Here is a 19,034-nt window from a genome sequence, read left to right as displayed (position 1 = left end):
GCAGGCGCGCTGCCTCCGGCGGGGATATTTTTGGCCAGATGAAGGGCGGATCAGATACAGCGGCCACCATCGACCTCCAAAGCTGTGCCGGTGATCATGCTCGCCTCATCCGAGCAAAGGAACAGGGCGGCGTTTGCCATGTCTTGCGGGGTTGAGAAGCGGCCAAGCGGGATAGTTGAGAGGAATTTGGCACGGATTTCCGGGGTGTCTTCGCCCATGAAGGATTTCAGCAGTGGAGTTTCACCGGCCACCGGGCAGATGGCGTTGACGCGCACGCCGGATGGGGCCAGTTCCACAGCCATGGTTTTGGTGGCCGTGATCATCCAGCCTTTGGACGCGTTGTACCAATTCAGGTTCGGGCGCGGCGACAGGCCCGCCGTGGAAGCCACATTGAGGATCGCGCCTGTGCCGCGTGCCTTCATCGCAGGGACAAAGGCGCAGGCGGTCAGGTAGACAGATTTCATGTTCACTTTGAAGACGCGGTCGAAATCATCCTCAGTCACGTCCTCTAGCGGAGTTGGCAAGTGGGTAACGCCCGCATTGTTGACCAGAATATCGAGGGTTCCGAAGGTTGCGGCTGCGGCGTCGGCCATGGCCTGAACCGAAGCTCGATCAGCTACATCCACCTGTTGCGCGGTGGCTTGGTCGCCAAGTGACGTGACCATGTCTTGTGCCGCGTCGCCGTTGATATCTGCAACCATCACGCGGGCACCTTCGGCTATGAATGTCTGCGCGATGCCTGCACCGAAACCGGATGCACCGCCGGTTACGATTGCCGTTTTACTCTTAAGCCTCATAGCCTTGCCCTCCCGTTTGGTGGTCAGACTAGCAAGGCGCGGGGAAACTGCCAGTTCAATCTTCGTTAACCCGTCCGCGCAGTGCCTTGACGTCAGAGCGCGCCTTTTTCGCTGCCAGCCGCCGTTTAACCGAGCCATAGGTGGGTTTGGTGGCGATGCGCCGTTTGGGTTTGACCAGCGCGCGGGAAATCAACTCGGCCAGACGGGCGTGGGCCAATTCTCGGTTCCGGGCTTGTGACCGAGTTTCCTCGCACTGGATGATGATCGCACCGTCTTTGGTCCAGCGCCGTCCGGCCAACCGTTTCAGCCGCGCCTTGACCGGATCGGGCAGGGATGGTGAGCGCGCGGCCTCGAACCGCAACTCGACCGCGGTCGAGACCTTGTTCACATTCTGCCCACCGGGGCCGGAGGACCGAACAAAGGTCTCGGTCATTTCCCAGTCTTGCAGGATGATATCGTCGGTGATGCGCAACATGAGGCGGACCTTAGCGGGCGCGGGCGGAAACAAAAAGGGCCGCCCCGGTGGGACGGCCCTTCGAAAGTACAGGAGGTTGGGTCGGTTAGATCAATCGACCAGCCGGGGTAAACACCCCGCCAAGGGCTGCCCTAGCAGGCGATCCCCCCGGTTGTTCCGACACCTCTCTCCAATCTCTTTCTCGACACTGGATCACCTCCTTTTCTATCTGTTGCGGTTGATAAGGATGGTGACACAAGATGCGCTATTCTCAAAGCACTTTTTTATGCGGGCTGTGCAGTCAATCGACCAACGATCACTTTGAACGGGATCAGGGCGATCAGGGCCAGCGACAGTTTTACCAGCCAATCCGCAAAGGCCAGCGTCACCCACAAGGGTGCCATCGGGCCGGTCAGCATGAAGGGCACGGGCTCCCACGCCCAGTTGATCGCGGCGTCCGCATTGGCGCCGAAGAACGTGACCGAGGCCGAGAAGGCCAGCGTAAAGAAGATCGCCGTATCCAGCGCAGATCCAACCAGTGTCGATACCAGTGGTGCGCGCCACCAGCGTCCGCCGCGAAGCGAATTAAACACGGTGACGTCGGTCAGTTGCGCGATCAGGAAAGCGGTGCCCGAGGCTACGGCGATGCGCAGCGGGACGGCGGCATAAGTGAACCCGTCACCTTGCAACAGGATCTGGCTGCCGATCAGCGAGCAGATGATGCCAGTGACAAACCCGGCGAACACGACCTTGCGGGCCGGGCCCACGCCGTAGACGCGGTTCATGATGTCCGTGACCAGAAAGGCCAGCGGATAGGTGAAAGCACCCCAGGTCAACAGCCCGTCAAAGATCAGGAACTGAACCAGAAAGTTCGAGGCCACGACAATGGCGGCCATGGCAAAAATGCCGGGAATAAAGCTGCGTTGCATATTTTGATGCCCGTTTTGTCAAGGTAGCGGCGACTTGGCCAAGGGACCGTCCCAAGGCAAGCCGTGCGTTTAGACCCTTGGGCCGTGTGTGTCAATCGGGCAGCAGATACTCGACCAGTTCGGTGCGTTGCAGCGCCAGAAAGTTGTCATCCGAGATCATGGTGGCGTGCAGGCGCTGCTGATCGTCGCGCCAGATCGAAAGCCCTTCGAGGTTGTCATGGGTGCCGGTGGTGGTTTCGAACAGAATCTCCTCAGAGCGGGGCACATCGCCGGTGATCAGCCAGCGGCGCAGACGTGAACGAAAGCCAGTCCAACCCACCGCACGTTCCAGCAGGTAGAACCGACCATCTGGGCCAAAATCAGCGGCAACGGGAAGAAATTTACCGCGCTGCGGCAAGGTAAAAGGCATCGACCAGCCCTGACCGTCCCAGCGATAGACGGGAATATCACCCTGCGCGGTGCGGTTCTTTTCCGGCAAGGTATAGAGACGACCGCTGGAATCCATCGCCAGCGCCTCGAACGACCCGTTGCCATTCAATGCGTCGAACGTTTTAGGGCGCGGCAGAACACGGGCTTTGGCCTTTAATCCGGTGTAATGCGCGACACGGTGGATACCCTCGAAAGAGACGTAATAGCTGCCATCCGGGGCAACGGCGATCCCTTCGGAATCGCCCGCTGTGCCAGACATGGCGCGCCCAGTGCTGGACAAAAGCCGCGCGTGGTCGGTCAGGGTGACGCCGGTGATCTGGCCCCTGTCGCGCTCGATCCGGGCCTCGATGACCGTGGACCGATCGCTAAGCGCGACTATGCGCCGCCCCTGATCATAGACATGAACGGCAGAAAATCCGCCGAACCACGCGGCGGGGTGTTTCCAGGTGTAGCTGCTCAGGTGCGAGGCCGTTTTTGCCTCAACTGCCCAAACAGCACCTGCGACCAGAGACGCGGTGATCAGTTGGATTGCAGAACGGCGGCGCATTGTTGGGGCAGATCGGCAAGTCGGTATTCTCGCCGGGGCTTCGGCGCAGGCGCGTTCGGGTCCGGTGGCGGCGGGTTGAGGATGTTGTTCACCCATTCCTGCGCCTGTGAACAGCCGTCACCCTTGGGGGGTGGGTCCTGATTGACACAGCCGCGCGACCCTTTCGGGCAAGCCAGGCGGACGTGGAAGTGATAGTGATGCCCCCACCACGGGCGGATCTTGCGTAAATAGGCACGGTTGCCTTTCTCATCCTTGCACATTTGCACTTTGGCACCGGGGAAGACAAAAATCCGAGCGACGCGCTTGTCCTTTGCAGCTTCGCGCAGCACTGCGTGGTGTTGCTTGGTCCAATTGCCGTTTACAAAGGCCCCGTTTTCACGGCGCAGGGAGATGGACGAGATATTCTCGCGCGCCTTGCGGGACAGGCGCATATTGTCACCGGGCAGCATCCAGATGTCGATATCCAGACCCAACTGGTGCGAGCGGTGTCCCGAGGTCATCGGCCCGCCCCTCGGCTGGCTGATGTCCCCGATATAGAGACCATTCCACCCCGGCTGTTTCGCCGCAAACCGGCTGAGGTCCTGCACGAAGTCGATCGCCTGCGGATGCCCCCAATTGCGGTTGCGCGACAGGCGCATGGCCTGCCAAGTCGGACCGGTTTCGGGCAGCTGCACCGACCCGGCCGCGCATCCGCGCGAATAACTGCCGAAAGCGGCCGGTTTTTGAGCCGAGCTTTGCTTTTGCGCGCCAAATAGCTGCTTGGCCAGAGGTTGCGCCCCGGCCGTGCCTGCCAGTGTCAATGCGGCCAGAACGGCCAAAAAACGTAATAAAATCATCTGCTCTGATCCCCTTCCGGTTTCACCCAGCGCATCAGGACTAGACCCAGAATAAACAAAGCGATGATTGGTGACACCCCCAGACGCGCACTGCCCGTCGCAGTTGTTGCAATTCCGATCAGCATGGGCGCGGCAAAGGCGGTTGCGCGCCCTGACAGACCATATAGGCCAAAGCTTTCCACCGGAGCCGTAGGATCGGTATGACGCACCATCAGCGACCGGCTGGCCGATTGCAGAATACCCCCCATACCGCCGATCAGAACGCCACAGCCGAAGAACACCATGTCCGGCAGGCCTGACCCTTCGGGCAATGTGATCCCGTAAATCTGTGTCCGGTCCATCGACACCACCGTGACGCAGACAAAGATCAGTACCCAGATGGCGACCAAGATCACTGGTTTAGGGCCGTATTTCTTGTCTGCCTTGCCCCCAATCCACGCAAAGATGGCCGAGGCCAGAACGCTCACAATTCCAAACACGCCGATCTTGATAAGGCCCCATTCCAGCACCAGCCGCGCATAGACCCCGCCAAAGCTGTAAAGCCCGTTCAACGCGTCACGGTAGAACATGGACGAGCCCAGATAAGTCGCCAGACTGACCCGGTGGCGCAAGTCCGAGATGGATTTGCCCAGCAGTTTCAGCGCATCCCCGACCGAGCCCTGTTTTCCGCTGTCAGGATCGTCCTTTACCCACAGGAAATAGGGCACCATGAACAGGATGAACCAGATCGCGGTAAAGGGTCCGACGAACCGCGTGCCCTCCTGATTGGCCGCATCCAGCCCTAGGATCGGTGCAATCCCAATCAGCGTCTTGCCGTTGGGTTGTTCGACAAACAGCGTCAGCATGATCGCCAGCGAGATCAACCCGCCAAAATAGCCAAAGGCAAAGCCCGAGCCTGAAATCTCACCCACTTCATTATCATCGCCCAGTTCGGGTAGTTGCGAGTTGATAAAGATCAGCGCGTATTCAGCGCCCACAAAGCCTAGACCAAAGGCCGACAGCATCAGCCACATGTTTGACCCATCAGGCAGCGTGTACCACAGCGCGGCGGACCCCACAGCATACATGACCGAGAAGGCAAAGATCCAAGGGATGCGCCGCCCCGACACATCGGCCATCGCTCCCAGCAACGGCGCACCAAATGCGATGATCAGCCCAGTGATCGTCAGGCAGTTGGCCCAAACCGTCTGCGCCCGCGCTGCGGCGGCTTCGGCATCCAGCCCGGTGCCGCTGAAATACCCCGCCGCAATCCCTGCGAAATAGGGGCCAAAGACAAATGTCACCAGCAATGTATGAAAAGGTTGCGACGCCCAATCGAAAAACCACCAGCCCCAGATGCGCTTGCGCTTGGAAATCTCTGCCATGACCGCCCCTGTTTTTTTCTTGCGTCAATAAGACGGGGCTTTGGGTCAATTCGCAAGCGTTCTGTGGGCGCGGGCTTGCTCTTTGACGCAAGGGCGCTTAGGTCTCAGGCAATCGACCACCCGGAGGCCCCATGCTGTCGTTGATCCAAATTCTGCTGCTGATCCTGGACATTGTCTGGTTCATCATTCTGGCCCATGTGATCATGAGCTGGCTGATCAACTTTCAGGTGCTCAACCTGCATCAGCAACTGGTTGCACAAATCTGGTACGGCCTGAACCGGATACTCGAACCGATCTATGGCCCCATACGGCGTTTTTTGCCCAATATGGGCGGTCTGGATCTGACACCTCTGGTCGTGCTGGTCGGTGTCTATGCGCTGCGGATCATTCTGATCAACAACATGGTCTATTTCGTCTGACCTCTTGTTCACCGAATCTTAGTATGTGATTGTCCTGTCTTAAGAGCAGAAAAACCTTAAAACAGGGCAACCCCGCAGATGTTCGACTCCGCGCCTTTGCTGCGAGATGTCTTTGGATTCGACGACTTCCGACCCGGTCAGGAAGAGATCGTCGACGCCGTGACGGCAGGCGAGAACGTGCTGGCCATAATGCCCACGGGCGGTGGCAAATCCCTGTGTTTCCAACTACCTGCCCTGTTGCGCGACGGGGTGACGGTGGTGATTTCCCCCCTGATCGCCCTGATGCGCGATCAGGTGCGCGGGCTGCAAGAGGCCGGGGTTGAGGCTGGCGCGCTGACCTCGGGCAACACCCCCGAAGAAACCGATGCGGTGTGGGAGGCGCTGGAGGCCGGGCGGCTGAAGCTGCTCTACATGGCTCCCGAACGTCTGGCCGCCGGGTCAGCTCTGGGCATGCTGCGCCGGATCAATGTCGGCCTTATTGCGGTGGACGAGGCGCATTGCGTCAGCCAATGGGGCCATGATTTCCGCCCCGATTACCTGCGGATCGGAGAGCTGCGGCGCGCACTGAACGTCCCCTTGGCGGCTTTTACCGCCACAGCGGATGCGGAAACGCAGGATGAGATTGTCGAGAAACTGTTCGACGGCACCGCACCCCGCAAATTCCTGCGCGGCTTTGACCGACCCAACATCCATCTGGCCTTTGCTGCCAAAGACGGGCCACGCAAACAGGTGCTGGATTTCGCCGCCGCGCGCAAAGGGCAATCCGGCATCGTTTATTGCGGCACCCGCAACAAGACCGAGGTGCTGGCGCAGGCCCTACGTGCCGAGGGGCATGTCGCTTGCCACTATCACGGCGGTATGGACCCCGAAGATCGCCGCATTGTCGAAACCCGCTTTGCGCGCGAAGATGGACTGATCGTGGTCGCGACCGTCGCCTTTGGTATGGGCATCGACAAACCCGATATCCGCTGGGTCGCCCACGCGGACCTGCCGAAATCCATAGAAGCCTATTATCAGGAGATCGGGCGCGCCGGACGTGACGGCGACCCTGCGGAAACGCTGACCCTGTTTGGCCCCGATGACATCCGCCTGCGCCGCGCGCAAATTGACGAGGGGCTGGCCCCACCGGAACGCCGCATGGCCGATCATGCCCGCCTGAACGCCTTGCTTGGGTTGGCCGAGGCGCTGGTCTGCCGCCGTCAAACCCTGCTGGGTTACTTCGGTGAACAGGCCGATTCCTGTGGCAAATGCGATCTATGCGATGCCCCGCCCGAGGTATTCGACGGCACCACGCCGGTTCGCATGGCCCTGTCTGCCATCTTGCGCACCGAGGAATGGTTCGGCGCAGGCCATCTGATCGACATTCTGCTGGCCAACGAAACCGACAAGGTCCGCGCGCGGCGGCATGATGCGCTGTCCACATGGGGCATTGGAAAAGACTGGTCCCGCCCGCAATGGCAGGCGATTTTCCGGCAGATGATGGGGCATGATCTGGTCCGCCCAGACCCCGACCGCCATGGCGCGCTGCGCATGACCGAAGCCGCCAAACCGATCCTGAAGGGCGAGGCGCAGATCAACCTGCGCAAGGACTCGATCCGCAAAGCCACCCGTCGCCCCGCCGTCAAAGCGATGGTGGCCGAAGAAGACGCGCCGCTGTTGTCCGCGCTCAAGGCCAAACGCCGCGCGCTGGCGGAATCGCAGCGGGTGCCCGCTTACGTCATTTTCCCCGACCGCACCCTGATCGAAATGGCCGAGACCCGCCCCATGACGTTGGACGAGATGGCTCGGATCGGCGGCGTCGGTGCAAAAAAGCTGGAACGCTATGGCGACACCTTCCTTGAGGTGATCGCAGGTGAGGCCGCCGCGCTGCACCCTGCCCGGCGCAAACTGGCCGGGCGCGATCAGGGGGACATCTACGACCAGCTTTTGGCCGTTCAGAACGATCTGGCACGTGGGCCTGACGGGATCGACAAACCGCTGACCTGCTCTGCCTCGCAATTGGCCAAGGTCGCGCAATTGCGCCCCGGTGATCAGCGCGGGCTGGAACAAGTGCTGGGCGATCGTCGTCACGAAAGGTTTGGGGCCGCTTTTCTGGACGTCTTGCAACAAGCGGGCTAGATACCCCGAACAGGCAAGCGAAGAGGGCGGATATGCTGGTAGTGATTTCCCCGGCCAAACGGCTGGACTGGGCCGAACGCGACGTGACGGTCACGCAACCGGATTTTCAGGATGACGCGATCCGGCTGTCGAAAACCGCCCGCAACCTGACGCTGGGCGATCTGAAAAAGCTGATGGACCTGAGCGATGATCTGGCCCGCCTTAACCGCGACCGCTATCGCGCCTTTTCCGATGCGCCCGAGGCCGACCTGACCCGCCCTGCCGCGCTGGCCTTTGCCGGTGACACCTATCAGGGACTTGAAGCCGCATCTTTGGATGCCGACGAAATGGCCTGGGCGCAGGATCGCTTGCGGATCCTGTCGGGCCTTTACGGTGTATTGCGTCCGCTGGACGCCATTCAGGCCTATCGGCTTGAGATGGGCAGCAAGCTGAAAACCCGGCGCGGCAAGAACCTGTATGAATACTGGCGCGATCAGCTGAGCAAAGCGCTGAACGCGCAGGGCGCGCAGATCGGGTCGGACGTGCTGGTGAACTGCGCCAGTCAGGAATATTTCGGCGCGGTTGATCCCAAAGCGCTCAAACTGCGGGTGATCACTCCTGTGTTCATGGAGGACAAGGCGGGCACCCCCAAGATCGTCAGCTTTTTCGCCAAAAAAGCGCGCGGGGCCATGGCGCGCTATGTCATCCAGCACCGCCTGACCGATCCTGCGGGGCTGTTGGACTTTGACAGCGGTGGGTATGAATACCGCCCCGACCTGTCATCCGAGAACAAACCCGTCTTTGTGCGCCCCTATCAGGCCTGATCCTGCATCGAAGTGTCATAGGCCACCAGCTCGACCGTATTGCCTTCGGGGTCTTCGGTGAAAATACCGCGCCAACCGATCCAGCCGAACTGCTCGACGCGGAAAGGCTGGCCCAACTGGTCATACCAGCGCAGGACGGCCTCTTGCTCCTGAAACGGCAAAGACAAAGCAATGTGATGCAGCGATGACCCGGCCCCGGTCGTGGGGCGGCCTGCACCTGCGGGATGCAAACCGGGGCGCGGAGCGGCCGTGTGGTGGAACAAGGCCAATACCTGCGTGTGGCCGCCAAATCCTGGGCCAATTCGAAAGAATGTGATGGCGCTGTTGTGGTCGCCGCTCAGGCGCTCCAACCCGATGACATCCTCATAGAATGCCACCATTGCGCGCATGTCTGCGCACCGAATGGCAATCTCGCCCAATGCGCGCGGTTGAAATCCACGGTCCGACATGGGTACAACCTAGGTGGGTTCCTTTGCGCTATCAATCACCGGCTGTGCGTCATCAGGCTCATGATCCAAGATCATCTGATGAATTTTCCGCTTTTGCAGCGGCTTGGTCAGGTAATGATCCAACCCCGCAGACAGGATACCCTGATCATCGCCCGCCATCGCATGCGCCGTCAGCGCAACGATTGGCACAGCGCGCCCGGTCTGGATCTCATGCCGCCGAATCTCACCCGTAGCCTGTTTTCCATCCATTCCGGGCATCGAGATATCCATGAAGATCAGGTCGGGGTTAAAATTCATATAAGCCTCAACCGCCTCGGCCCCGTTATTAGCAAAGCGCAGGTCAATGTTCAGCGTCTTGACCATCTTTTGCAGGATCAACTGGTTCGTCCTGTTATCCTCAGCCGCCAAGACGCGCATCAGGCGCTGATCCAAGGTGTCTGTGGCGGGCGCTGGCTCGGTTTCCTGTTGGGCGGGGGCATCCACCTTTTGTTGACCCAATGCAGTCAGGCGCGCGTAAAGCTCGGATCGCGGGATGGGTTTTTGCAAGACCCCTTCGATCAGGTGACGGGCGGGATTGGCATGTATAGTGCCGGGATTGGCAGACATGACCACAATAGGCAACTCACCCCAGCCCCGTTCCTTCAATGTGGTGGCAAGTTCCAACCCATCCATATCCGGCAGGTCGTGGTCGCACAGCACTAGATCGACCGATGAGTCGATAGCCGCCAACGCCTCACCCCCAGAGGTGCAGACAGTGACCCAAGACCCCAGCCGCCCAAGTTGTTTGGACAAGATCGCGCGGTTGACCGCCAAATCCTCAACCACCAGCACATGGTTGAGCCTGCCTTCAAGATCAGGTGGTTCGGGCTGAGGACCTTCGGCCGTGGGCAGTGATATCCGAAACCCAAAGCACGAACCCTGCCCCGGATCGCTTTCCACCCAGATCGTTCCGCCCATCAACGTGATCAGACGCTTGGTGATAGCCAGACCCAGCCCGGTTCCTTCGAACTGGCGGTTTTTCTCATCTTCGACCTGATTAAACTCTCCAAAGATGTGGTCAATTTTCGCCTGCTCGATCCCGATGCCGGTATCTTCGATTGCCACGTGAATATCGCAGCTTTGCGCCTCGGCATTGGGGACGCCGGTGACGCGGATCAGCACATGGCCATTGGCAGTGAATTTGACAGCGTTGCCCACCAAATTGGTCAGAACTTGCCGCACCCGCCCCGGATCGCCAACAAACAGTGTGGGCAGGAACAAGTCATAGTCGACCAGCAAGGTCAGCCCCTTGTTCCGCACACCCGGTTGCAGCAACATCGCGACCTCAAGGATACAGCGTTCGAAATCGAACTGCTCGGGGTGCAGGACCAGCTTGTCAGCCTCGATCTTCGAATAGTCCAGAACATCGTTGATGATGACCAGCAACGCCTCGCCCGAATTGCGAATTGTGTTGAGGTAGAGCCTTTGTTCCTCATCCAAAGGTGTCTCGTCCAGCAATTCGGTCATGCCGACGATCCCGTTCATTGGGGTTCTGATCTCGTGGCTCATATTCGCCAGAAAGGCCGACTTTGCCCGATTGGCCGCTTCGGCCCGTTCTCGCGCTGATCGCAATTCAGCCTCATGCCGGACTGAAGCCGAAATATTCAGCGCTAGACTAACCACATCGCCGCCGTTGCCACGCTGATCGATGAGTTTGAAGTAGTGACCGTTCCATAGACGAATGACTTCGGGTTGCGGGTTGGCTTGCGTCCACCGTACCTTCATTCTTTCTATCCAGTCCGGGGCAGCCTCATCTCCAAGGTCGATCAGGCCCTCGGCTGTGAGAATTTCCAGAATACGGGGATAGGCAATGCCCGGCGCCACTTCTTCAATTCCGTCAAAGACGCTCAGATAGGCCGTATTGGCGCCGATCAGACGGTTATTACTGTCGAAAAACGCAAACCCGTCATGGAAGGTTTGAATCGAGTGCCACAGCCGCCGCTCGGCCACTTCAATCTTTGCATTGGCCAGTGTGAGGTCCGATTTGACCTTCTCATTCTCACCGCGGTCGGTCTCAACCTCGGCCTGCGTCTCGCCAATTCGTTTGGTCAGAGCTATGGCGTGCAGGCCAAGCTTGCGGTTGGCCGCCGATAACTCGGCCTGTTTCATTTCAAGCAAGCGCTCAGCGGCAAGCCGCGCACGCCGTTCTTGTGCCAGTTTTGTTGCAAGACTCATCGTGGGCGATCCTCGGGCCATTCCGTCCCAGCATCCGGGCAGAGAGTGAAGAACTGCTTAAGCCGTTGCTTGGAAGCCAGGGCTTGTGTCAGACTTTTTGCAAACCGGAGGCTACCTATGACAAATGCACGCTATTTTTCTGCCGTCTGGCTGTTCTGCGCGGCAACGCAGCCCGCTTGGGCCGAATGCGCCACGGATGCGCAGGTTGACCGGTTTGTTCAGGATTATCTTTCCAACACGCCGACTGCGGCTCTGTCCGCCGATGGAACGATGCAAGACGCATTATGTACGCAGGCCAAAATTTCTACTGCGTTAGAGCCTTATTTGGGCCCAATCATCGGCTACAAAGCGGGTCTGACCAGCAAGCCCGCGCAGAACCGGTTTGGCGCGGATGAACCGGTGCAGGGGGTCTTGTACCGCGACATGATGGTCGCGAATGGCGCGACGGTTCCACTGAACTGGGGCGCACGCCCTGTGTTCGAGGCCGATCTGGTTCTGGTCGTGGGAGATGCTGATATCAACATGGCCACGACGCCGCTGGAGGTGATGCAAAACATATCAGCCATTCGCCCATTTATGGAACTACCGGACCTGACCCTCGCCGAAGGCGAACCGATCACGCCGATTACGTTGACTGCAATTGGGGTGGCGCCAAAATTGGGCGTTTTAGGGTCTGATATTCCTGTCTCCGACCCTGCCGCGATGTCCCAGGCCCTGCCAGATATGACCGTCACTTTGCGGGCGGCGGATGGGGAGGTGTTGGCAGAGGCTCCAGGCGCTGCAGTCATGGGGCACCCAGCCAATGCAGCGTTGTGGCTGATCTCGAAAGGGATCGAGTTTCAACCCGGCGATCTGATTTCGGTCGGCTCTTTCGGCCCGCTGGTCCCGCCCGCAAAGGGTAAAGGTGGCGCGTCGGTCAGCTATGACGGATTGCCCGGTGATCCCACAGTCAGCGTTGTATTCGATTAATCAGCGCCGGCCTTCGCGCAGCCACCCGCCGACAAGAAATCCACCGGCCAGCAAGAGCACCAACCACGGCGGCAAAAGCCCAGCCTGCGTGACATCGCGCGTTTCATAAGCGTCGCGTGGTGTTAGGCCGATCCATCCTCGTCCCGAGGCCGGTCGTCCGGCCCGCACATTTCGGATCGACGGCAAACCCTCCTCGACCCGGATGGTGCCACCGCGCAATCCCGCCAGAATAGGGTCCAGCACTTCCGAGGTCGCGATCGTGCGCTCGAACTCTTTTGGCGCGGCGGGGCCAAGGCCGATCACCGCCGAGTGCTCACCCTCCTGCAAACGATAGAGGCCAATCTCGGGCCCGTAATACTGCGCTTCGAACCGACCGGGCGAGACCTCGTCCAATGTCACCTCAAGCGTTTCGCCGTTGGGAAGCGTGACGGTCACGGGGCCGGCCTCATCTTCAAGGGTCTGGCGAATGATGCGCATGATTTGACCGTTGGCTTCGGCCCACAGCGCCTCTTCCTCTAGCTCGGGCTCTTTCATCATCCAATGCGCCAGACGGCGCAGCAGTTCCAATTGCGGTCCGCCGCCTTCGAACCCGCGGCTCCACAGCCACGCGTGATCCGAGGCCAACATCGCCACGCGCCCCTCACCCACACGGTCCAGCACCAGCAAGGGGCGGTCGTCCACGCCGGTCATCAGCATCTCACCCCGGCGCTGGTTCACGTCGATCTGCCGCAGCCATGCGCCCCAGTTTTCAGGATCACCCAGATCGGTCGTCACCGGATGGCGCTGACCCAGATCCGTCACCATAGGGACAAAGCGTTCTTCGATCACCCGTGCAGTTGGCTGCGCCGGAAGGATTGAGGCCAAAGGCGACCGGAAAATACTATCAGCGCTGGCAAAATCCGGCCCCGCCGCGATCAGAACTGCACCACCTTCATTGATGTAGTTACTGACATTGTCCAGATAGATGGCAGGCAGGATTCCGCGCCGTTTGTAGCGATCAAAGATGATCAAGTCGAAATCGTTGATCTTTTCCAAAAACAACTCACGCGTGGGGAAAGCGATCAGCGAAAGCTCATCCACCGGCACGCCGTCCTGTTTCTCGGGTGGACGCAGGATGGTGAAATGCACCAGATCGACCGAGCTGTCGGATTTCAGCAGGTTCCGCCATGTCCGCCCGCCGGGATGCGGCTCGCCTGAGACCAGCAGCACACGCAGGCGATCCCGCACGCCGTTCATCTGGATCAAGGCGGTGTTGTTGCGATCGGTCAGCTCACCTTCGGCCTGCGGAACGGTGAATTGCAGCACATTGCGCCCGCCATGAGGCAGCGTGACGGGCAATTCCACATCTGTGCCAATGGGAATGGTGAATTGCTCGGGCTCGGCCCCGTCGACCGAGATTTCAAGCGGCGCTGTAGTGGCACCGGCAGGGGCAGCGCCGCTATCCTCGACCCGCAGGGTCAGGGTCACGGGCTCGCCGATAATGGCAAAAGCCGGGGCGTTGCGGACAATCAGGCGGCGGTCCCAGTCGCTGGAGCGCCCGGTCTGCAACAGATGCATCGGCGCTGGCAGGTCCGGGGCCTGATCCGCGTCATGCACGATCCCGTCCGAAACGACAACGATACCCGCGATCCGGGCGCGGGGTTCTTCGGCCAACGCCTCATTCAACGCGGCCATAACCTGGGTGCCCTCGTCGCCGTCGCCATCGCCGACCTTGATGCGGCGCAGCTCGGTATTGTCGCGGGATTCGATCTCATCCGCCAGGGCATCCGCCGCTTGCGCTGTTTGTTCAGCCCGGTCCGACAAGGTCTGACTGGCGCTTTCGTCTTCGATCATCAGCACGATGTCGGTCAGAGGCGCACGGTCCTCGACCTGATAGACCGGCCCGGATAACGCCGCAATCACCACCAGGGCCGCCAGCCCACGCAATGCCCAGCCCGACAGACCACGCCACAGGGCAACAGCCACGCCGGCCAACGCAATCGCGCCCACCACAGCCAGAACGAGCCACGGGATCAGCGGATCAAAAAGTACGGTTCCCGTCATTGTCCCAACCTGTCCAGCAGAGCAGGCACATGCACCTGATCCGATTTGTAATTCCCGGTCAGCACATGCATCACCAGATTGACCCCGAAACGATTGGCCAGTTCGCGCTGCCGCTCTCCGGCATATCCGCGCCCGACGGGCAGAAGTGCCTGACCATTGCGATCCACCGCCCAGGCTGCTGCCCAGTCATTGCCACCAATCACCACCGGCGTCACATTGTCATTGAGGTTGCGGAAGGGCATCCCCTCGATCTGTTCCGCATCCAGCGGCGCGGCTTCAACCCACACATCCGCTCCGGCATGGCGACCCGGAAAATCCTGCAACAGGTAGAATGTCCGCGTCAGCACATGGTCACGCGGGATCGGCTCTAACGAAGGGATATTCAGCGGCGCGGCCAGTTGCTGTAGCTTGCGTCCATTGGGGCTGGCAGCCCCGAACCGCGCCACGTTGGAATCGCGCGTGTCAAACAGGATCATGCCACCCGAGCGCAGATAGGCGTTCAGCTTGGAATACGCCTCGACCGAGGGTTGCGGTTGATCCGGCGTGATCGGCCAGTAGAGCAGCGGGAAAAACGCCAGTTCATCACGCTCCAGATCAACGCCCACAGGCCCGGCCGGTTCCACCGACGTGCGGTAGAACAGGGTCTGCGCCAACCCGCGCATCCCGGCCTCTGCGATCTCATCCACGTCGGCATTTCCGGTCAGCACATGGGCCAACACCAGTTCAGTCGTTGCGTTCAGGGCAAACTCGGTCTCGTCGGGCGTTTGCGCCTGCACCTCGGGTGCGATCAGCACTGCGCCCAGCGCAATCGCCGCCGCGCGCGCAAGACCAAGCCGCCCCGACAACGCCAACGAGGCGATCACGTCCACGGTCAACAACAGCAGCGCAAGACTGAGCAATATGCCTCCAATCGGGGTTTCAGTGCTGATTTCCTGCCCTTTGATCGGCACATCCGAAGGCCAAGAGACCGGCGTCAGAACGGTATCTTCAGCCAAGACGTTCAACGCCAGCTTCTGTTTGCCGCTTTCATAGAGACCGGGGCGCAAGTCAGAACCGATCGTGCCCGTCACCAGATCAACCCCGTCGACACCGGCAAGATTCCCTGCATCCATCAAACCGCCAAAACCGTCCATGACTTGCACTGGCGCCCAGGTGGTGCCCTGCAACTGAGACTCTTGCCGCGACTTAGCGGCCGAGGCGACAGCCAGACGATCCAACATTTCGACGAACAAACCGGACAGAGGCAAGCTGGACCATTCCGCATCTGCCGTTACGTGAAACAGCACCACCTGCCCCAGACCCAGCGCTTTGCGCGTGACCAGTGGCGTCCCATCCGACAGCGATGCAATCACTCGATCCGCCAGATTAGGGTCAGGTTGCGCCATCACCTGCGTCGTAACGGAAACGTCCGACGGCACCCGTAAGCCATAAAAGGGCGAGCCTTCGGGGAAGGGGGCAAGCCCCTTGGCCTCACCCCAGCTCATCGCACCACCGACCGAGCGGCCACCGCTGCGCAGCCGTACCGGCAACAGCGTATCCTCGGCATCGCGGCCCAGATCGCTGGCAGCCATACGCGGTCCGGCAAAGCGCAACAGCAACCCGCCTTGTTCCACCCATTCGACAACAGCTTCTTGCTCACCCGCAGAAAGTTTCGCCACATCGGCCAGCACGATCACATCTGGGTTCGCGGGCAGAACATCCATCAACCCGCCTTCGACAAAATCCGCCGTAGGGGTCAAAACCTGCGTCAAGTAATGCAGCGGCGACAACAGCTCCAGCCCTTCGCGGTTCAGGGTTCCCGCGATCAGCGCAACCTCGCGCCTGCGCAGGCTGTCATCAGTCAAGGTCATCGCGCCCGCCGAGCGCTGGCCCTGAATTTCAAACCGAGTGATCCGTGCGCGCAGCTCGGACGGCAAGGCCAGTTCGACGTGCGCCTGCGTTTCGCCGCTGGCAAATTCCATCGCCGCGGATTGCAGGACGCGCATCACTCCAGCCGGGTCACGGCCCTGCGCCAAAACAGTGATCTGCTGGGCTGGGCCAGGTTCGGTCCGCTGCGCTGTCAGTTGGATCAGCCCGTCCTGATATGTGGCAGGCAAAAGGGCAACAACCGCTGACGCCGCCTGATACACCGTGACCTCACCCCGCCCTTGCAGTGTCGCTAGGATCGTTTCCTGGCCATCAAAGTCGAGACGATCACTGAACCAATGCGTGTCGAAGCCCCCGTCCAACTGATCAAGCGCAGCCAGGGTCTGTTCTATCTGCACCTCGGTCGGTTGCCAGGGTGTCGGCGCCAGCCCCGGCAACCTGCCACGCCAGTCTTCGGCGGATTGGAACACCGGTGCTTCGGGTTCCGTCAGGCTCAAGATCGCAACGGTGCGCCCGGCGCGTCCGGCCTCGGCCAGTTGCGCGTCAATCTGATCCAGCGTTGCGGACCAGCGGGTGGCCCCGGCCCAACTGGCATCCAGCACCAGCATCAGCGGGCCGGACCCCGCTTGATCACGCGAGGGGTTCAAAACCGGCCCTGCAAGTCCGATGATGATCGCCGCCGCCGCCAGCATCCGCAACAAAAGCAGCCACCACGGCGTGCGGTCCGAGACGCTTTCTTCATCCTTCAGCCCCAGCAACAGAGTCACAGCCGGAAACAGCCGCCGGATCGGCGCTGGCGGCACGGCGCGCAGGATCAGCCACAGGATCGGCAGGGTCAGCAGACCCAGCAACACCCATGGCGCGGTAAAACCGATGCCTGCCAAAATCGTCATACAGACCCCCGATCCAACGCACGATAAAGCCACAACAGAGCCGCCTGCGCGCTGTCACCCGTATGATGCAGCCCAAGTTGCCAACCGGTCGCGCGGCACAACTGCGTCAGCGCATCCTTGCGTTTGGCAAGCCGGTCCAGATAGCGATCGCGCAGCTCTCCGGCCTTCAATGTCTCGTGGCGGGTCGTGCCGCCGACGCTTTCGAAAATGGTCCGGCCACGATAGGGAAAGCTCTCCTCGGTCGGGTCCAGAATCTGCAACAGAACGCCGCGAACGCCCCGGTCCGCAGCTTTGGTCAGGGCCAGTTCGACCTCGTCCATGGGCCCCAGAAAATCGGAAATGAAAACGGCCCGCGCATGCGGGATCATGGCGCGGTGCTCGGGTGGAGCATAGTCGGCCTCGGCATCCTCGGACCAGGCTTGCGCCAGCCGCACGATCTGTGCGTTGCCGCGCCGAGGCGGCAGTGTTGTTCCCGTCAGGCCAACACGTTCGCCACCCCGTACCAGCAGGATGGCCGTGGCCAGACCCAGCAAGCGCGCCCGGTCGGCCTTGGTCGGGTGGTTCTTGTCAGACGCAAACCGCATCGAGGCGCCCTGATCGACCCACAGCATCACCGATTGCGCGATCTGCCATTCGCGCTCGCGCACAAATTGCTGATCCCCGCGCGCCGAGCGGCGATGGTCGATCATCCGACGACTGTCACCGATCTGCGCCGGGCGGTACTGCCAGAAATCATCTCCCAGACCCGACCGCCTGCGCCCATGATCGCCCAGCAGAACCGTTCCGGCCAGATGTTCAGCCCGCGCCAATAGGGGCGGCAGCCGGGACGCCTCGGCCTCGGATCTTTCACGAAGGGTCAGCGCGGCATTCACGCCGCAGCCTCGGTGCGGATCAAGCCGGCAGCGGTGCTTTCGATCAGATCAGCAAGGCTGTCCCCGCGCGCGCGCGCCGCGAAGTTCAGTGCCATCCGGTGGCTGAGCACAGGGCGCGCCATATCTAAGACGTCCTCGGCATTCGGGGCCAGCCGCCCTTGCAGCATCGCCCGCGCCCGCACGGTCATCATCAACGCCTGCGCCGCCCGCGGACCGGGGCCCCACGCAACGGTTTCGGCCACACGTTCAGACACGCCCGCCTCATCCGGGCGGAAGGCGCGAACCAGATCGAGGATCAGCTCAACCACCGAATCTCCGACGGGCATGCGCCGCAACAGAACCTGAGCGGCCAGCAATTCCTCTTTGGTGAAAATCTCATGCGCATCATCTTCTTCGACGCCTGTTGTGGCCAACAGAATATCCCGCTCGGTCTGACGATCAGGGTATTCCACGTCGATCTGCACAAGGAAGCGGTCCAACTGCGCCTCGGGCAGCGGATAGGTGCCTTCCTGCTCAATCGGGTTCTGCGTCGCCAATACGTGAAATGGCGTCCCCAGCGAGCGATCCTCGCCCGCCACTGTCACAGTGCGTTCCTGCATCGCTTGCAGCAGCGCCGATTGCGTCCGGGGGCTGGCGCGGTTGATCTCATCCGCCATCAGCAGCTGGCAAAAGATCGGGCCCGAAATAAAGCGGAAATGGCGGCTGCCATCTTCGGCGGTATCCAGAACCTCGGACCCCAGAATATCGGCAGGCATCAGGTCCGGCGTGAACTGGATGCGGTTGCCGTGCAGGCCCATCACTGTCGACAGCGTCTCGACCAATCGCGTCTTACCCAGACCGGGCAGACCGATCAGCAACGCATGCCCGCCGCACAGCAGAGCGGTCAGGGTCAGGTCCACGACCCTCTCCTGTCCGATAAAGCGACGGGTGATCGAGGACTTGGCCTCTTGCAGTTTGGTTTCCAGCGCTTCGATCTCGGACACGAGGTCGGCAGGTTCGGTCATGACTTTCCCTTCCGTGGACTAATATGGT

16 protein-coding genes are annotated in these 19,034 nt (G+C 60.8%); 4 read left to right on the top strand and 12 right to left on the bottom strand.

The features are described 5' to 3' along the window. Positions 1–50 precede the first annotated feature (50 nt). The 6 genes from ACR0L1_RS07410 to ACR0L1_RS07385 all read right to left on the bottom strand — a co-directional run bounded on the left by ACR0L1_RS07410 (position 51) and on the right by ACR0L1_RS07385 (position 5,356). Positions 51–797 (bottom strand): SDR family oxidoreductase, encoded by a 747-nt coding sequence (locus ACR0L1_RS07410; RefSeq protein ID WP_170789506.1) that lies wholly within the window; start codon positions 795–797, stop codon positions 51–53. Between the two features lie 55 nt (positions 798–852). Further along, on the bottom strand, positions 853–1,272 hold the full coding sequence (gene arfB, locus ACR0L1_RS07405; protein WP_480503479.1) for an alternative ribosome rescue aminoacyl-tRNA hydrolase ArfB: 420 nt from the start codon (positions 1,270–1,272) through the stop codon (positions 853–855). 263 nt (positions 1,273–1,535) lie between these two features. After that, positions 1,536–2,180, bottom strand: coding sequence for a queuosine precursor transporter (locus ACR0L1_RS07400; protein WP_170789505.1), 645 nt, complete (start codon positions 2,178–2,180; stop codon positions 1,536–1,538). 91 nt (positions 2,181–2,271) lie between these two features. Next, the gene (locus ACR0L1_RS07395) at positions 2,272–3,156 is read right to left on the bottom strand and encodes an esterase-like activity of phytase family protein (protein WP_480857995.1); all 885 of its coding nucleotides are present in this window, start codon (positions 3,154–3,156) and stop codon (positions 2,272–2,274) included. Then, the gene (mepA, locus tag ACR0L1_RS07390; protein WP_170789503.1) at positions 3,129–3,992 is read right to left on the bottom strand and encodes a penicillin-insensitive murein endopeptidase; all 864 of its coding nucleotides are present in this window, start codon (positions 3,990–3,992) and stop codon (positions 3,129–3,131) included. The genes ACR0L1_RS07395 and mepA overlap by 28 nt, the downstream gene beginning before the upstream one ends. Beyond that, positions 3,989–5,356 carry an MFS transporter gene (locus tag ACR0L1_RS07385; protein WP_170789502.1) on the bottom strand — a complete coding sequence of 456 codons (1,368 nt, stop codon included), beginning with the start codon at positions 5,354–5,356 and terminating at the stop codon, positions 3,989–3,991. Before ACR0L1_RS07385 ends, mepA begins: the two co-directional genes overlap by 4 nt. A 131-nt stretch (positions 5,357–5,487) precedes the next feature. Here ACR0L1_RS07385 and ACR0L1_RS07380 point away from each other — a divergent pair, with 131 nt between their 5' ends. The 3 genes from ACR0L1_RS07380 (at position 5,488) to yaaA (ending at position 8,696) form a co-directional block, all read left to right on the top strand. Further along, entirely contained in the window at positions 5,488–5,775 is a 288-nt protein-coding gene (locus tag ACR0L1_RS07380; RefSeq protein WP_170772954.1) for a YggT family protein, read from the top strand. A gap of 78 nt (positions 5,776–5,853) precedes the next feature. Further along, positions 5,854–7,893 carry a DNA helicase RecQ gene (recQ, locus tag ACR0L1_RS07375; protein WP_480857992.1) on the top strand — a complete coding sequence of 680 codons (2,040 nt, stop codon included), beginning with the start codon at positions 5,854–5,856 and terminating at the stop codon, positions 7,891–7,893. 32 nt (positions 7,894–7,925) lie between these two features. Then, positions 7,926–8,696: a peroxide stress protein YaaA gene (gene yaaA, locus ACR0L1_RS07370; RefSeq protein ID WP_480857990.1), complete on the top strand. Its 771-nt coding sequence runs from the start codon at positions 7,926–7,928 to the stop codon at positions 8,694–8,696. Here yaaA and ACR0L1_RS07365 read toward each other — a convergent pair. After that, positions 8,687–9,145, bottom strand: a complete 459-nt coding sequence (locus ACR0L1_RS07365; RefSeq protein WP_480857988.1) for a VOC family protein — start codon at positions 9,143–9,145, stop codon at positions 8,687–8,689. The two genes, yaaA and ACR0L1_RS07365, sit on opposite strands and share 10 nt — an antisense overlap. A gap of 9 nt (positions 9,146–9,154) precedes the next feature. Beyond that, complete coding sequence (locus ACR0L1_RS07360; RefSeq protein ID WP_480857986.1) at positions 9,155–11,359, bottom strand: response regulator; 2,205 nt, start codon at positions 11,357–11,359, stop codon at positions 9,155–9,157. Positions 11,360–11,476: 117 nt separating this feature from the next. On the opposite strand from ACR0L1_RS07360, the gene ACR0L1_RS07355 reads away from it, so the two are divergent. Then, positions 11,477–12,328 (top strand): 2-keto-4-pentenoate hydratase, encoded by an 852-nt coding sequence (locus ACR0L1_RS07355; protein WP_170785266.1) that lies wholly within the window; start codon positions 11,477–11,479, stop codon positions 12,326–12,328. Here the strand turns inward: ACR0L1_RS07355 and ACR0L1_RS07350 are convergent, their stop codons facing one another. The 4 genes from ACR0L1_RS07350 to ACR0L1_RS07335 are packed head-to-tail and all read right to left on the bottom strand — an operon-like array spanning position 12,329 to position 19,006. After that, positions 12,329–14,371, bottom strand: a complete 2,043-nt coding sequence (locus ACR0L1_RS07350; protein WP_480857985.1) for a hypothetical protein — start codon at positions 14,369–14,371, stop codon at positions 12,329–12,331. Then, the gene (locus tag ACR0L1_RS07345) at positions 14,368–17,130 is read right to left on the bottom strand and encodes a DUF4159 domain-containing protein (RefSeq protein ID WP_480857983.1); all 2,763 of its coding nucleotides are present in this window, start codon (positions 17,128–17,130) and stop codon (positions 14,368–14,370) included. The genes ACR0L1_RS07350 and ACR0L1_RS07345 overlap by 4 nt, the downstream gene beginning before the upstream one ends. Continuing rightward, the gene (locus ACR0L1_RS07340; RefSeq protein WP_480503489.1) at positions 17,127–18,002 is read right to left on the bottom strand and encodes a DUF58 domain-containing protein; all 876 of its coding nucleotides are present in this window, start codon (positions 18,000–18,002) and stop codon (positions 17,127–17,129) included. Before ACR0L1_RS07340 ends, ACR0L1_RS07345 begins: the two co-directional genes overlap by 4 nt. Continuing rightward, positions 17,999–19,006 carry an AAA family ATPase gene (locus ACR0L1_RS07335; protein WP_170789493.1) on the bottom strand — a complete coding sequence of 336 codons (1,008 nt, stop codon included), beginning with the start codon at positions 19,004–19,006 and terminating at the stop codon, positions 17,999–18,001. Before ACR0L1_RS07335 ends, ACR0L1_RS07340 begins: the two co-directional genes overlap by 4 nt. Positions 19,007–19,034: the final 28 nt, after the last annotated feature.

The sequence above is a fragment of the Ruegeria sp. J8 genome (assembly GCF_056531925.1).
Note: the sequence above shows the minus strand (reverse complement) of the source record. Positions and strands in the feature narration are given on the sequence as shown.